The organism is Ornithinibacillus liuyingii (assembly GCF_055550225.1).
In genome coordinates this window covers 1-14464 of the sequence record NZ_JBPWOS010000004.1, presented here as the reverse complement: position 1 = coordinate 14464, position 14464 = coordinate 1, and the positions used below count along the sequence as shown (strand labels likewise).

Below are 14464 nucleotides of genomic sequence, written 5' to 3'. Positions count from 1 at the left end.
GTTCTAGCCTATTTTTCAAATTAAAATGAAACGGTTTCCACTAATTAACAATTCTTAATCTATTCATCTTTTAGACGAGCACTTTACTTTTTATTATTCTTCGTCGGTATCCTCAACAAAACCGGAAATATAGTCATCAATTTCAATTTCTGCACCTATGTTAAGTGCAAATTGCATTACTTCTAACTCCAAGACATATCCAGGAGAAAGCCCTTCTTCTACATAAACAACTGCTTTTAACTTAGGTTCTATTTGAAATTCTCTTATTAATTCGTTAATAATGTCCACTTTATCTTTAAAGACATGAACTACTTCTTTCATTAACTTTTCGAAATCGTAGGTTTCAACTATACCTGTACTGTATACCCATTCGGTAAATGTGTGTTGTCTTTTTATCTTAGGATTGTTTATGTTTACCCACTCACCTAATTTTATCGTTTCCGTGGGGTTAATTCCTAACCTTTCTGTTACTATTGAAAGTGGAAAATCCCATTCAGGCTCTGTACCTGAAAGGGAAAAATAAATCTCAATTGATGTATCTTTAAACATATGAACCACCCCTAAAATTCTATAGGCTTAGCGCTACTACGTGTCTAATTAATTTCCAACCTGTATCATATAACTTTTTCTTTTATAATGGTCTGCCTCATCCCGTTGTTATCCTATATTCGACAAATTTTTCAAATCTCCTTCTTTATTAATAAGGGAAAGGAGGTAAAAAAAGTGCTATTATACTCGAAAAAACTTTCCAAAAAAATAACCCTCATCAAATGAAGGTTAATCAATCTGCAAATCTATAACGTCTTGTAACTATTGTCTTAGCATCGTCACGAAAAAAAAAGTACTTATTGTAAATGTTTAGGTATATCATCAGCTTTGTAATTTAAGGTTTCAGTGAAAATATTATCTGGTGATTGATTATTGGTTTCTACTTGTTGTCCGTTTTGAATGAACTTAATCAGGTTTTGAATATCTTCTTTTGTGGCAGGCTGTTTTTCCAGTTTTAAAGTGTATCCTAATTGCCCATTAGATTCTAACGTAGCATATTGAACATCATCAATATTAGAAATCCCTGCGTTCCGTAGTCGTTCTTCTAGTTTATCAACAGTTAATCTATGTTTTTTTAAATTGTTCTCCATTAACTTACCATCTTCAATAACAGGTACAGCTTTACCAGATAGGGCTGTTTCTGCATTGTCAAATTTTAATTGGATAAATTCCGCTAGAATTAAAAAAAGCACCAATAACCCAGCAATCCCAAAAGTAGTCCAAAGTCCCCGGCCAGAGACAGGTTGAATGAGCAATGTACCAATGGCAATCATCATAACCGTTTGGGGAATAGTCATTTGAGAAATTGTTTTTCTTCCACCAATTCTTAAAATGATCGTTCCCACCATAAAAATAAGAAATGTTTGCCAAACTAAGTTTAAATCCACAACAATCATATCCTTTCTTTTATTTATGCTTTAGAATATGATTTGTCTAGGTTTTGATTTTATACGGAAGGACTGGGGTTTGGACCTTCTGTTTCCGTAAGTGGGCTTTAGTCCATTACTGCACGTCTTTAATATATACTCAAAACATAATCTTTTATTAGCAATACACAATCAGATTTAATTTGTTGCACTGTTGTGTTACCCTCCAGAAGTAGAAATAGATTGATCTATAATGGTTTAGTTACAGACTTTTTACTAGGCAACTCAGAAACTCAGATATAATGTAACCCTTATCTGACTCCCTAGTCTGTTTTATTCAACATCTTCTGCAATCCTTTTTAGTTCTTTAGCACGAGAGCTAATAAAATTTGCCATATATCTCTCCAAAAATAATTTGTCTACAATAATACCAACGATACCGAACGGTGACTTATATTCAAAGATATCTATCATTATAGTCCCGCCATTCTTTTCTACGAATCGATGAGTATGTGTAAAAGAATTAAAAGCGCCTTTTACCATGACATCAACAAACATGGTGGGCTTTTCCATATGAATTACTTTTGCTGTTAACTTTTGTCTAATACCGAAATGGGTAGCTTCCCAAGTAACAGTATCGCCCTTCCTTAATAGACCTTGAGTAATCCCACCAACAGCTTCTTCCTTAGTTTTAGAAGTAGTTTTAGTATGTATTTCTACGTTTCTTGCAAGGTCAAAGCATACTTCCCTTGATGCTAGAATAAATTGCTCATGCTTAATAATAGGCATTAGCTATCTCCTTTATAATAAAATTATTATAAGCAATGTTCATATCCTCTTTCACTTAATCGATAAGAATACCGAAATTCTATAATAAAAGTTTCTCTTGCTACTTAGATAAATAAACCGCTGTATATTTAGATTCCAATAAAAATATAACATCACTAGTTTACGATACATGCTTATAGTAACAAAAGAAAAAAAGGCTTCTCATAAATTTACCCAACTTATGAGAAGCCTTTATTAAACTATTATTAACTACAACTTAATTACATAAAATCTTTAGGGGAGAGTTTATATCATGCTACCCATAGCAGCTAAACCCCTTAATTTAATAACCATTTACGTATGAGACCGGTGGTATGGTAGAATTGGTGTAGAAATCAACAAATTATTAGAAGCAGGTAAGATATTCCCTGTCTCTAAATCTTATCTTTAATGAAGTTGGCTGTAACTTCCGTATGAATATCCGATTCTAATCCGTTTCCATTTCTCCTTCAAAGTGTTCTAAATTCTCTAAGGGTGTACTGTTAGGTGTATAAATAGATTATTGTTCCACATCTCCCTTACCGTTAACATAATATGAATAGATATAAAGAGGTTCGGTTTCAAAAATAACTTTTAAGTAATAGGGATTTTCCGTTTTGTTTTCCCTAAAATCTATTGTAGAAATCTCCCAATTTTCATTCGGATATTTAGATTCCAGATAATCTTCCAACTCTATTTTTCTCACTGTAAGTTGATAATCAATCCAAAATGGGCGGGCAATAAAGAATATAACTTCAGCTAGTAGAACATAAACTGTTAAAGTAAGTAATACTTTCCTCTTCTTTTTAAATAATAGTGCTACTATTAAAAATAACATTAAGACTCCAGTAGCAAGCATCATTTCAATAATAGTAATTGGATGCAAAACACTCACCTTTTTCTAGTTTTATTAGTTAAAAGGAGTTGTCGAATTGTGAAGTTATTCATTTCTCCTCAAAAAAGTTAATGTTAATTTTCAGCAACTACTTTAGCCTGTTCTTCGTTAACCTCAACCCCACTAGCAAAAACGCCATTACTGTAAAGTAACTATAGCAAAAAATAAGCACATAACACTAATTAATTTTAATACCTTTACCATATAATCTTTTGAATTGCGAATGCACTCATTCCCGACATTGCAAGTCTATGACAAAATGTATGACGAAAAGTATGTGCTGATACACGAACATCTTTAAAGTTCATCTTATTATCTTGAAGGTAACGGAAAATCATTATCGCATTTTGAGTTAAGTGTGTATTATCTCTTTTTACAAATACATAATCACTCAACTCACCCCAGTATTGTGAGCAGAATGTCTTATATCCAGCTAATTCCTTAGATAACTTTTCTGTAATTGGTATTGTTTCTTTTCTTCGTGTTTTACCAAATACTGAAATATTATAAATAACAAAGTCTAGATCCGATCATTTTAAATTGATTACCTCACCAGTCTGATAATTCCTTATGTTCGTCTTCGTTGTGTTCTTAAATCTCCTGTCATCCAAAAAACCTTGAATAGCAAACTTTAACAACAAAAAAAGACTACCTCCTTGTTTTTTAGGAAGTAGTCTATACTTTAGAAAAAATTATTTACATGAATGGTTCTCAGAAAGGGTGAAAAATAGCTTTAACTATTTCTCAGATGTTTGGCTAAAAAGGCCTTACATCATACCGCCCATTCCACCCATATCCGGCATTCCACCGCCACCAGCAGGGTTTTCTTCAGGAATATCCGCTACTACTGCTTCAGTAGTTAGGAACATAGCCGCTACAGATGCTGCGTTTTGTAATGCAGAACGAGTAACTTTAGTTGGGTCAACGATACCAGCGTTGAACATGTTTACCCATTCGCCAGTTGCTGCGTTGTAACCAATTCCAACTTCTTCGCCTTTTAGACGTTCTACAATTACAGATCCTTCTAGACCAGCATTGTGAGCGATTTGACGAACTGGTTCTTCTAGTGAACGAAGAACGATTTTCGCACCTGTTGCTTCGTCACCTTCAAGGTCTAGACCAGCAACTTTGTTGTATACGTTCACTAGTGCAGTACCACCACCAGAAACGATACCTTCTTCAACTGCAGCACGAGTTGAGTTTAGTGCGTCTTCGATACGAAGTTTGCGCTCTTTTAATTCTGTTTCAGTTGCAGCACCAACTTTGATTACTGCTACACCGCCAGCTAATTTAGCAAGACGTTCTTGTAATTTTTCTTTATCGAATTCAGAAGTAGTTTCCTCAGCTTGTGCACGGATTTGAGATACACGAGCAGAGATTGCTTCTGGGTTACCTGAACCTTCAACAATAGTAGTATGTTCTTTTGTTACCACTACTTTAGAAGCAGTACCTAATTGTTCGATAGAAGCACTCTTAAGCTCTAAGCCAAGATCTTCTGTAATCACTTGACCACCAGTTAAGATAGCAATATCTTCAAGCATTGCTTTACGACGGTCACCGAATCCTGGAGCTTTAACAGCTACAGCATTGAATGAACCGCGAAGTTTGTTTAATACTAATGTTGCAAGAGCTTCCCCTTCAACATCTTCAGCAATTAATAAAAGTGGCTTACCTTGTTGAACAACTTGCTCAAGAACTGGTAAGATTTCTTGGATATTGCTGATTTTCTTATCTGTAATTAGGATATAAGGATTTTCTAGAACAGCTTCCATTTTATCTTGGTCTGTTACCATGTAAGGAGAAGCATATCCACGGTCAAATTGCATACCTTCTACTACTTCAAGCTCCGTAGTGAATCCTTTTGATTCTTCAATTGTGATAACACCATCGTTACCAACACGTTCCATAGCTTCAGCGATTAAGTGACCTACTTCATCATCTGCAGCAGAAATTGCAGCAACTTGTGCAATAGATTCTTTACCTTCGATTGGTTTAGAAATAGCTTGTAATTCTTCAACAGCAGTTGTTACAGCTTTTTCAATACCACGGCGAATACCTACAGGGTTTGCACCGGAAGTTACGTTTTTAAGACCTTCACGGATCATTGCTTGTGCAAGAACTGTTGCAGTCGTAGTACCGTCACCAGCAACATCATTTGTTTTTGAAGCAACTTCAGAAACAAGCTTTGCACCCATATTTTCAAATGCATCTTCTAATTCGATTTCTTTTGCGATCGTAACACCATCATTCGTAATTAAAGGTGAACCGAATTTTTTATCTAAAACAACGTTACGACCTTTTGGTCCTAATGTTACTTTTACAGCATTTGCTAATGTATCTACACCGCGAAGCATTGCGCTACGTGCGTCTTCACTAAATTTAATTTCTTTAGCCATCTTGAAATGCCCTCCTTAAATTTTCATTTATTTATCGATAATGTTAATTAGTTAACTACTGCTAAAATATCACTTTCACGTAGAATTAAGTATTCAGTTCCATCGTACTTTACTTCAGTTCCAGCGAATTTAGAGAAGATGATACGGTCTCCTTCTGAAACTTCAAGTGCAACTCTTTCTCCACCATCAGTTACACGACCAGTGCCTACTGCAACAACGCGACCTTCTTGTGGTTTTTCCTTTGCAGAGTCTGGAAGTACGATACCGCTTGCAGTCTTTTCTTCTTGTTCAACAAGCTCGATAACAACACGATCTCCTAGTGGTTTAATCATGAAGATAACCTCCTTAATTCCTTTTTGATATAGTTTAATCATTTGTTAGCACTCTCTAAACCCGAGTGCTAATTCCAATTAATATAATAAATAAAAATGTTATGTTTTGCAAGTATAGAGTTGTATATTTTTTTAAAAAAAACTTGTCCGAGATGATTCTATTATTATCCATCGCTTGAATATGATAAAATACACAGGAATCAGTTTGTCGCTAATACTATAAAACATGTAGACTTTAAGGAGCTGAATCTATTGCCTAAACGATACTGGTGGGTCATTCTTACTTATATAGCTATGCAACTTTCAGGAGGTATTTTTCGCCCCGTACTGCTTCGACTTTTCCCTGCTCATCAACTCGAAGCTCTAATCCTTTATTCCATCTTTAGTTTTACAATTGGTTTAATTATTGTTTTAATATTAATGAAACCTGATATGCAGATGTCCCAGACTAGAAGTAAGTGGTTTACAAGTGATGTGATAGGATGGACTGTATTAGGAGTCTTCTTGGCTTATTTCGCTCAAGGTATTGCGACCATGATAGAAATGAACGTATTTGGTATCCGAACAGGTTCAGAAAATACACAAGCAATCATGCAGATTACGAGGACCGTTCCATTATTCGCGATTGTACCTGCAATTATTGCACCAATATTAGAAGAAGTGATTTTCCGAAAGATTATTTTTGCTTCGTTATATAAACGTACTAATTTCTTTATTGCGGCGTTAATTTCCGCACTCATTTTCGGGATTATACATGGTGAACCTGAGCACATTCTAATATACGCATCAATGGGATTTGTATTTGCATTTCTGTATGTGAAAACGAAAAAAATCATTGTTCCGATTATTGTTCACATGACGTTAAATTCTATCTCCGTCATCTACCAATACTCGCTTACACCAGAACAAATTGAACAGATTGAACAGCAATGGAATCAGATCCAAATGATTCTAATCGGAGGTTAATTATTTATGAGAATTACCGCAAGGACCTTGGCACTAATATACTTTACGATGGGAGTCTTTTTTATTTATGTTGCAATTTCTTTTGCAGAAGAAACGGTTTTTAATTTCATGACCATTCTGCTAGCTATTTTTGCTACATTAGACTTCGGTGCTGGGATTCGTTATATGCGACTGCATTATAAGTTAAAGAATATAAAAAAGAAATAACTATATGGAAAGTAAAAGCTCCTACAATCTGGTAGGAGCTTATTTATGTATTAGCTGAGATGTGTGTTAAAACTTCCTAATATGTATTCTCTTCCTCATTATCTATCTTCTCTAACGGATAATGCTTTAAGAAATACACTAATGCCTGTAATTCAATAGCTAAATCAATATGGTGCACGCGAACATCGTCCGGTACAGTAATACGTGCTGGTGTGAAATTTAAAATACCTTTGATACCTTTTACTACTAATCGTTCCGTTATACGGTCAGCTTCTTGAGCCGGTATGGTTAGAATTGCTACTTTTACATTACCTAGTTTCTCTTCCATATCATCAATATGATAAATCGGAACGCCACCAATTTCTTTCCCCACTTTTTCAGGGTCCGCATCAAAGGCTAGCATAATTTTCGTATTATTATTTTTTGTGAAATTATAGTTTAGAAAGGCTGTACCTAGATTACCTACCCCAATTAATGCTACTTCGGTAAGCTCATCCTGGTCTAATGTTTTCCGGAAAAAACCTAATAAATATTCAACATTATACCCATAGCCCTTTTTCCCAAGTGCTCCAAAATAGGAAAAATCTCTACGAATAGTAGCTGAATCCACTTTGACAGCCTCACTTAGCTCCTTTGAGGAAACACGGGTCTTTCCTTGCATTTGTAAATTATTTAAAAAACGATAATATAATGGGAGTCTTTTAGCAGTCGCTTGTGGTATTTTGTTTTGATCCAAGCTGATTCCTCCTTACCATCTATCCAAATCTTCGCTTAAAACATAATGGAACAATAATAATGTATAAATTAGTACCAATTTCTATTTTATCAGATTTTTCCTATTAAGTCGTGATTAACTTCACATATTCACAATATTATTGCTCGAACGGCTATATTTGGATACACTTAAATTACTAGAGGTGACCATGATGATAATTATGCAATTAAATGATCTCTCCAAATCATTTGGAGCTGAAGAAATATTAGCAAATATAAAAATAGAAATAAAAGATAAAGATAGAATAGCGATAGTAGGTCGGAATGGTGCTGGAAAGTCTACCCTTCTTAAAATAATGGCTGGTGAGATGTCCTATGATACCGGTGAATTAATTAAGCCGAAGGACCTCACTATCGGTTATTTATCACAGCATACCGGCCTAGAATCATCTAACACGATTTGGAACGAAATGTTAGAGGTCTTCTCCGATTTAATTCTACAAGAGAAGAAGCTACGATCCATGGAAGCAAAAATGGCCCAAGTACATGAACTAGAACCAGCTGATGCAGAGAAATTATTGGCCGAATATGACCGCTTGCAGCAGGACTTTGAAACGAACGGTGGATACAGCTATGAATCTGAAATCAAGGCTGTCCTATCTGGTTTAAACTTTCTAGATTACGATGACCAAACACCGATTAATGAGTTAAGTGGTGGACAGAAGACGCGCCTTGCATTAGGGAAGCTATTACTAAAGAAACCAAACTTACTCATATTAGACGAACCGACCAACCACCTAGATATCGATACATTATCCTGGCTTGAGAAATACCTTTTAAGTTATCCAGGTGCGGTAGTTATTGTCTCGCATGATCGTTATTTCCTTGATAAAACCGTAAGCCTGGTTTATGAAATATCACGCCACCGCACGAAGCGATACCATGGAACATACAGTGATTTTCTAACGCAAAAGGCACTCAACTTTGAACAGGAAATGAAAGAGTTTGAGAAGCAGCAAACCGAAATTAAGAAAATGGAGGAATTTATCCAACGCAATTTAGTACGAGCATCCACGACTAAACGTGCACAAAGTAGACGGAAGCAGTTAGAGAAGATGGATCGACTAGATAGACCTTTAGGAGATGAATCTTCCGCTTCGATCACATTTGAAATTACGAAACGAACTGGGAACGATGTCTTAAAAATTAACGATCTCTCCTTCCGCTATGATGAAGGAGGAGACCCGATTTTTAAAGATGTAACGTTTCACGTATCACGCGGTGAGAGTATTGCCTTAGTTGGCCCTAATGGAGTCGGAAAAACAACCCTGCTCAAAAATATACTAGGGAAGTTAGCGCCTAGTGAAGGAACTATTCAACTTGGTACGAATGTACAAATTGGTTACTATGACCAAGAACAGGCTAATTTAAGCTCACACAAGACCGTATTAAATGAATTATGGGATGAATATCCACATGTCAATGAAAAGGATATTCGTACGGTTCTTGGCAATTTCCTCTTTTCCGGAGATGATGTGTTAAAGCCTGTCCAATCCCTTAGTGGTGGAGAAAAAGCACGTCTCGCTCTTGCCAAGCTTCGTATGCAAAAAGCGAACCTATTAATTTTGGACGAACCGACGAACCATCTTGATATTGATAGTAAGGAAGTATTAGAAGCTGCACTAATTGATTTTCCTGGAACGATTGTCTTTGTATCCCATGACCGTTACTTCATCAATAAGATCGCTGATAAAGTGGTCGAAATGCAACGGGATGGTGCTACTGTTTATCTCGGCGATTATGATTACTATATCGAGAAAAAACAGGAGGAAGAAGAGTTAGAGCGTCTACAAGCAGAAGAAAATCAACCTAAGGCTACAAATGAAAAGAAATTAAGCTTTAAAGAAGAGAAAAAACGCCAAAGTGAAGAGCGAAAAAGAGAACGACAAATTGCTAAATTGGAAGAGGATATTGAAAGATTAGAAGAAGAGCTAGCATCTCTTGAGGAAGAAATGACAAAACCAGAAGTGTACGAAAACCATGAAAAGGCGTTAGAATATACCAATAAAACCAATGAAGTAAAACAAGAAATCGAGAATTTGATGGATGAGTGGACCCTATTACAGGGCTAATAAGGAAGGCAGGTTACGCTCTAAGTAACCTGCCTTTCCTTTACTGCGGATAGCTTGAAAGATATTCCATTACCTCATTTGGTATTTAACCACTCATTCAAAGGGGATTACGAAAACCATTACTATCCACAACGTTATCCACTTACAAACGCCCAATATAGCCATTATCAACAAATTTATTCACATTATCCACATAGAATTTCAATGTTATCCACATTTTTTATTAACATGACAAAAGCCAATATAATAGGAAAAAGAAAAAAATACCCACAACCCTGTGGATATTTTCTTAACGTAATAGTAAGGAAGGATTAGCATTTAAATCCATTCCAGAACGCTTCCCTTGTTCATAATTAATTGTCCCTGCTGCTGCAATCATAGCGGCATTATCCGTACATAACCTTAAAGGTGGTATTAACAATGGAATCGTGGTCTCTTTAAACTTGGCCTCAAGCTCTGCACGTAGTCCTTTATTAGCAGCTACACCACCTGCTACGATTACTTGCTTTACATTATGTTGCATTGCCGCTTTAAGCGTCTTTGTTGCTAATACATCGATTACACTTGCCTGAAAGCTTGCTGCTATATCTTCTTGCTTGAACGTTATACCTTTTTGTTTGGCATTGTGGATTTTGTTAATAACTGCTGATTTCAGCCCACTAAAGCTAAAATCGAAACTATCTTCCTCCAACCATGCTCTCGGAAAATCAATAACAGCATCACCCTCTGCTGCGAGTCGATCTATATGCGGTCCTCCTGGATAGGGGAGATTTAACATTCTAGCCACTTTATCATAGGCCTCACCAGCCGCGTCATCCCTTGTCTCGCCTATTACTTCATAGCTGCCATGCTCTTTCATTAGAACGAGCTCAGTATGCCCTCCTGAGACAATTAACGCTAATAGTGGAAATTGAAATTCCTCCTCTAAGCGATTAGCATAAATATGTCCCGCAATATGATGAACACCAACTAACGGCTTTCCTTTCGCAAAGGCCAGTGCCTTTGCTGCGTTTACACCAATTAGAAGTGCTCCAACTAATCCTGGCCCCTCTGTTACCGCAATCGCGTCAATATCATCCCAGTCTAGACCAGATTCATTAAATGCTTCCTCTAATACTAGCGTAATCTGTTCTACATGATGTCTAGAGGCTATCTCTGGGACCACGCCTCCAAATCGCTTATGACTTTCTATTTGCGAAGCAACAACATTAGATAGTACTTCTCTACCGTTCTTTACTATGGAAACCGCTGTTTCATCACAGCTTGTTTCAATTCCAAGTATATATTTATCCTTCATATTAAGTTCACCCACATGACTACAGCATCCTCTTGATTGTCTGTATAATAGTTTTTTCGAATTCCACCAGGAACGAGTCCAAATTTTCGATACAGCTTTTGGGCAACAATATTCGTTACACGTACCTCTAAAGACAACCTAGTCGCCCCCAAACCGATTGCTTGTTGTAAAGCAAAACGAAATAGCTTTTCCCCTAGCTTCTGACCCCTAAACCCTGGGAGTATCGCGATATTCGTAATTTGTACATCATCAAATACAACCCACATACCTACATAACCAATTATCTTCTGATCAATCTCAATAATATAGTAATAAGCATGCTGATTTTGCGTTAGTTCTTGCCTAAAGATCTGCTCATTCCAAGGAGAAGAAAAGGACGCCAACTCTACAAGCATTACTTGGTCAATATCTGCTAATTCCATTTTTCTAATTGTTAGTTCAGCCATTTTCTTTATCCTTCTGTTGCTCTAACCAATTAGCTTCTGCTTCTGCTAAACGTAAATAATTTGGTGTTAATGCATGGGTTTCTTCCATATCCTTGTCCTCCGCAACTAATACTAAATCAGAAGGCTTGGGAATATGGTAAGCCATTTCAGGTATTACTGCTTGGCTCCCCAGCTTTTCTACTATGATTTCTCTATTCTTCTCAATATCCGGGCTTAAGAAAATAACGTTTTTATCCAAGCCTGCGAGTCTGTCCAACCAATCAGCAAAAGTAGTATTCTGTTCTTCTATTATTTGTACTAATTTTCCTTGCCTGTTTTCATACAAGCCTGTATAAACCAGACCTCTCCTTGCATCAAAAAACGGGCATATTAGAGCATCAGAAAAGACTGCACGGTAAGCCAATAACTCTAAGCTTGACACACCTACCACCGGGATATTTAAAGACCAGGCTAATGTTTTAGCTGTAGTTAATCCAATTCGTACGCCAGTATAGGAGCCTGGTCCCTTGGCTACGACAATTTTATCTAGCTGTTCTGGCTTCAGATTAACTTCTTTCATTAATTGTTCAATAGCTGGCATCAGTCTAACTGAATGGTTTTTGGCTATATTTGTCACGACTTCCCCAACTACTTCTTTATTTTTTACGATTGCGACACCTAATGCTTGATTGGATGTGTCCATTGCCAGTATATACATCTAACGTAACTCCTTCTCTAACCAAATCCTTAACCTTATAAACCTTTAACAACCTGTTCAAAATGCTCACCAATTGGATCAAATTCAATGACTCTTGACTGCTCATCCAAATATTTTATTGTTATATTTAACCGTTCGACAGGGAGATAATCTTCAATAAACTGTGCCCATTCTACTACGGTTATACCATTACCATTAAAATACTCATCAAATCCAATATCCTCATCCGAGTCTTCTAATCGATAAACATCCATATGATAGAGAGGCATAATGCCTTCGTATTCTTTAATTATCGTAAAGGTAGGACTGCTTAAGGTTCTTTTTATAGCTAGTCCTGAGGCTATCCCTTTTGTAAATGTTGTTTTACCTGCTCCTAAGTCTCCCTCAAGAGTTAATACATCACCAGGCTTTAATAAGGAAACTAACTTCTCAGCCAATGCCATTGTTTCCTCTGCATTACTAGTTTCCACTTTATATTTACCCATTATGTCACCTACTTAAGTGGTTATATCCTTTTTTCTCTAACTGAATTATTTTACCATTTTCCTGCTGTAAAAACACCTTGCCAGCGTCCTTTTCATCCGTTACATAGCCAATTTCTGTTAAGCGTAAACTAAGTTGCTGTGCACGCTGCTTTACTAATTCCCAATCGCTTCGGGAAACCGTACCAAGTAATTCAAAATCCTCTCCACCAAATAACTTCCAATTATATTGAAGATTAGAATCAAATTGCGCATATGCGGGATGAACTGGTATTTTATCCTCTATTAATACCATACCGACTTTAGATGACTCGGCAAGCTCATGTGCTTCACTTGCAATACCATCGCTTATATCGTTTAGTGCTACCCTATCTATTTGCTGTAATCCTAGTGAAAACTCAACCCTTGGACTAGGTAATTGATGTCTTCTTTTAAAATATTCCTCTTCTTTATACGTTCCCGCATTCTGTAATATATGTAATCCTGCTTGAGAATCTCCCAAGGTTCCGGTAACAAATACTACATCACCTTCTTTAGCAGCACTTCTCAGTCTTGAAATATTTCTATTAGCATATCCTATAACGGTTATAGAAATTACCAACTCTGTTCCCGACACAGTATCACCACCAATTAGGTCTACCTTATACCGATCAGCAAGACTTTTCATACCATTATAGATTTCTGCTAATTCTTCATTTGACCAATCGTTAGATATAGATATGGCCACTAAATAATATGCTGGTATTGCTCCCATTGCCGCAATATCACTTAAATTAGCTGCTAGTGCCTTATAACCGATATGATAGGGCTTCATCGTACTTTTAATAAAATGAACATGTTCAACTAACATATCCTTCGCAATTACTATATCGTCTCCACTTGGACGGATAATAGCTGCATCATCTCCTACTCCCTTAAGCAGCGTTGGTTGTCTATAATAGGATTGCTGAATTGATTGTATAAATGAGAATTCATCCACACCACTCACCCTACTTTCTATAACACTACATCCATGATAGCAAAAAGATTATATAGATACTATTTTACACGCTTTAAAAAAACAAAAAAACATGATTTCCGTAGAAATCATGTGTGATTATGTATATTATGTTAAATGGCGGTCCGGACGGGACTCGAACCCGCGACCTCCTGCGTGACAGGCAGGCATTCTAACCAACTGAACTACCGGACCACTTTCAAAATTGTATAAATTCTCATGAGAAAATTTCAACTAGCTAATAGTTGAAATAATTTGGTTGCGGGGGCAGGATTTGAACCTACGACCTTCGGGTTATGAGCCCGACGAGCTACCAGACTGCTCCACCCCGCGGTAATATAAAGTATTTAATTATAATCATGCACTTATGTTTTGTGCAATTAAATATATAATAAAACTTGCCTGGCAACGTCCTACTCTCGCAGGGGCAATGCCCCAACTACCATCGGCGCTGAGAAGCTTAACTTCTGTGTTCGGTATGGGAACAGGTGTGACCTTCTCGCCATCATCACCAGACAATTTCTTAAAATCAAGACAAGTTCTATTATATTCATTTCATAAAAGAAATGCAAGGTTTTTTTATAAATTATACCCTGAAAACTAAATAAGAGTAAACAAACGATATCAAATAAGTTAGTTAAGTCCTCGATCTATTAGTATCCGTCAGCTCCACGTGTCACC

Annotated in this window: 15 protein-coding genes, 2 tRNA genes, 1 rRNA gene and 1 pseudogene; 3 read left to right on the top strand and 16 right to left on the bottom strand. The window is 36.5% G+C overall.

Going from position 1 to position 14464, the window contains the following annotated elements; all coding sequences use genetic code 11:
* Positions 1-93: 93 nt before the first annotated feature.
* The 7 genes and pseudogenes from ACSKT4_RS06265 to groES all read right to left on the bottom strand — a co-directional run bounded on the left by ACSKT4_RS06265 (position 94) and on the right by groES (position 5845).
* A complete protein-coding gene (locus ACSKT4_RS06265; protein ID WP_186869088.1) occupies positions 94-549 on the bottom strand; it encodes a DUF4279 domain-containing protein in 456 nt (151 codons plus the stop codon).
* Between the two features lie 296 nt (positions 550-845).
* Positions 846-1436, bottom strand: a complete 591-nt coding sequence (locus tag ACSKT4_RS06260) for a YetF domain-containing protein (RefSeq protein WP_186869089.1) — start codon at positions 1434-1436, stop codon at positions 846-848.
* Between the two features lie 312 nt (positions 1437-1748).
* Positions 1749-2204, bottom strand: a complete 456-nt coding sequence (locus ACSKT4_RS06255; RefSeq protein ID WP_186869090.1) for an SRPBCC family protein — start codon at positions 2202-2204, stop codon at positions 1749-1751.
* A gap of 538 nt (positions 2205-2742) precedes the next feature.
* On the bottom strand, positions 2743-3084 hold the full coding sequence (locus ACSKT4_RS06250; protein ID WP_186869091.1) for a hypothetical protein: 342 nt from the start codon (positions 3082-3084) through the stop codon (positions 2743-2745).
* A gap of 230 nt (positions 3085-3314) precedes the next feature.
* Positions 3315-3635: pseudogene (locus ACSKT4_RS06245) on the bottom strand (tyrosine-type recombinase/integrase); the annotation flags it as partial.
* 249 nt (positions 3636-3884) lie between these two features.
* Positions 3885-5513 (bottom strand): chaperonin GroEL, encoded by a 1629-nt coding sequence (gene groL / locus ACSKT4_RS06240; protein ID WP_186869092.1) that lies wholly within the window; start codon positions 5511-5513, stop codon positions 3885-3887.
* A 47-nt stretch (positions 5514-5560) separates the two neighbouring features.
* Positions 5561-5845 (bottom strand): co-chaperone GroES, encoded by a 285-nt coding sequence (gene groES, locus ACSKT4_RS06235; protein ID WP_186869093.1) that lies wholly within the window; start codon positions 5843-5845, stop codon positions 5561-5563.
* A 252-nt stretch (positions 5846-6097) separates the two neighbouring features.
* Between groES and ACSKT4_RS06230 the strand changes: the two genes are divergently transcribed.
* Together ACSKT4_RS06230 and ACSKT4_RS06225 are read left to right on the top strand one after the other, a co-directional pair.
* Positions 6098-6811 carry a lysostaphin resistance A-like protein gene (locus ACSKT4_RS06230; protein WP_465823029.1) on the top strand — a complete coding sequence of 238 codons (714 nt, stop codon included), beginning with the start codon at positions 6098-6100 and terminating at the stop codon, positions 6809-6811.
* A 27-nt stretch (positions 6812-6838) separates the two neighbouring features.
* Positions 6839-7018 carry a DUF4305 domain-containing protein gene (locus tag ACSKT4_RS06225; RefSeq protein ID WP_465823028.1) on the top strand — a complete coding sequence of 60 codons (180 nt, stop codon included), beginning with the start codon at positions 6839-6841 and terminating at the stop codon, positions 7016-7018.
* A gap of 76 nt (positions 7019-7094) precedes the next feature.
* Here the strand turns inward: ACSKT4_RS06225 and ACSKT4_RS06220 are convergent, their stop codons facing one another.
* Entirely contained in the window at positions 7095-7754 is a 660-nt protein-coding gene (locus ACSKT4_RS06220; protein ID WP_222618988.1) for a redox-sensing transcriptional repressor Rex, read from the bottom strand.
* A 190-nt stretch (positions 7755-7944) separates the two neighbouring features.
* On the opposite strand from ACSKT4_RS06220, the gene ACSKT4_RS06215 reads away from it, so the two are divergent.
* Positions 7945-9864, top strand: a complete 1920-nt coding sequence (locus ACSKT4_RS06215) for an ABC-F family ATP-binding cassette domain-containing protein (RefSeq protein ID WP_186869096.1) — start codon at positions 7945-7947, stop codon at positions 9862-9864.
* 289 nt (positions 9865-10153) lie between these two features.
* Here the strand turns inward: ACSKT4_RS06215 and tsaD are convergent, their stop codons facing one another.
* The 8 genes from tsaD to rrf all read right to left on the bottom strand — a co-directional run bounded on the left by tsaD (position 10154) and on the right by rrf (position 14299).
* Positions 10154-11161 carry a tRNA (adenosine(37)-N6)-threonylcarbamoyltransferase complex transferase subunit TsaD gene (gene tsaD / locus ACSKT4_RS06210; protein WP_186869097.1) on the bottom strand — a complete coding sequence of 336 codons (1008 nt, stop codon included), beginning with the start codon at positions 11159-11161 and terminating at the stop codon, positions 10154-10156.
* Positions 11158-11607, bottom strand: coding sequence for a ribosomal protein S18-alanine N-acetyltransferase (gene rimI, locus ACSKT4_RS06205; RefSeq protein ID WP_186869098.1), 450 nt, complete (start codon positions 11605-11607; stop codon positions 11158-11160). The genes tsaD and rimI overlap by 4 nt, the downstream gene beginning before the upstream one ends.
* Positions 11600-12304 (bottom strand): tRNA (adenosine(37)-N6)-threonylcarbamoyltransferase complex dimerization subunit type 1 TsaB, encoded by a 705-nt coding sequence (gene tsaB, locus ACSKT4_RS06200; RefSeq protein WP_186869099.1) that lies wholly within the window; start codon positions 12302-12304, stop codon positions 11600-11602. Before tsaB ends, rimI begins: the two co-directional genes overlap by 8 nt.
* Before the next feature lie 35 nt (positions 12305-12339).
* Entirely contained in the window at positions 12340-12789 is a 450-nt protein-coding gene (tsaE, locus tag ACSKT4_RS06195; protein WP_186869100.1) for a tRNA (adenosine(37)-N6)-threonylcarbamoyltransferase complex ATPase subunit type 1 TsaE, read from the bottom strand.
* Between the two features lie 4 nt (positions 12790-12793).
* Entirely contained in the window at positions 12794-13765 is a 972-nt protein-coding gene (gene thiL, locus ACSKT4_RS06190) for a thiamine-phosphate kinase (RefSeq protein ID WP_186869101.1), read from the bottom strand.
* A 136-nt stretch (positions 13766-13901) separates the two neighbouring features.
* Positions 13902-13978, bottom strand: a tRNA-Asp gene (locus tag ACSKT4_RS06185).
* Positions 13979-14039: 61 nt separating this feature from the next.
* Positions 14040-14116 (bottom strand) — tRNA-Met (locus ACSKT4_RS06180).
* 67 nt (positions 14117-14183) lie between these two features.
* A 5S ribosomal RNA gene (gene rrf / locus ACSKT4_RS06175) occupies positions 14184-14299 on the bottom strand.
* Positions 14300-14464: the final 165 nt, after the last annotated feature.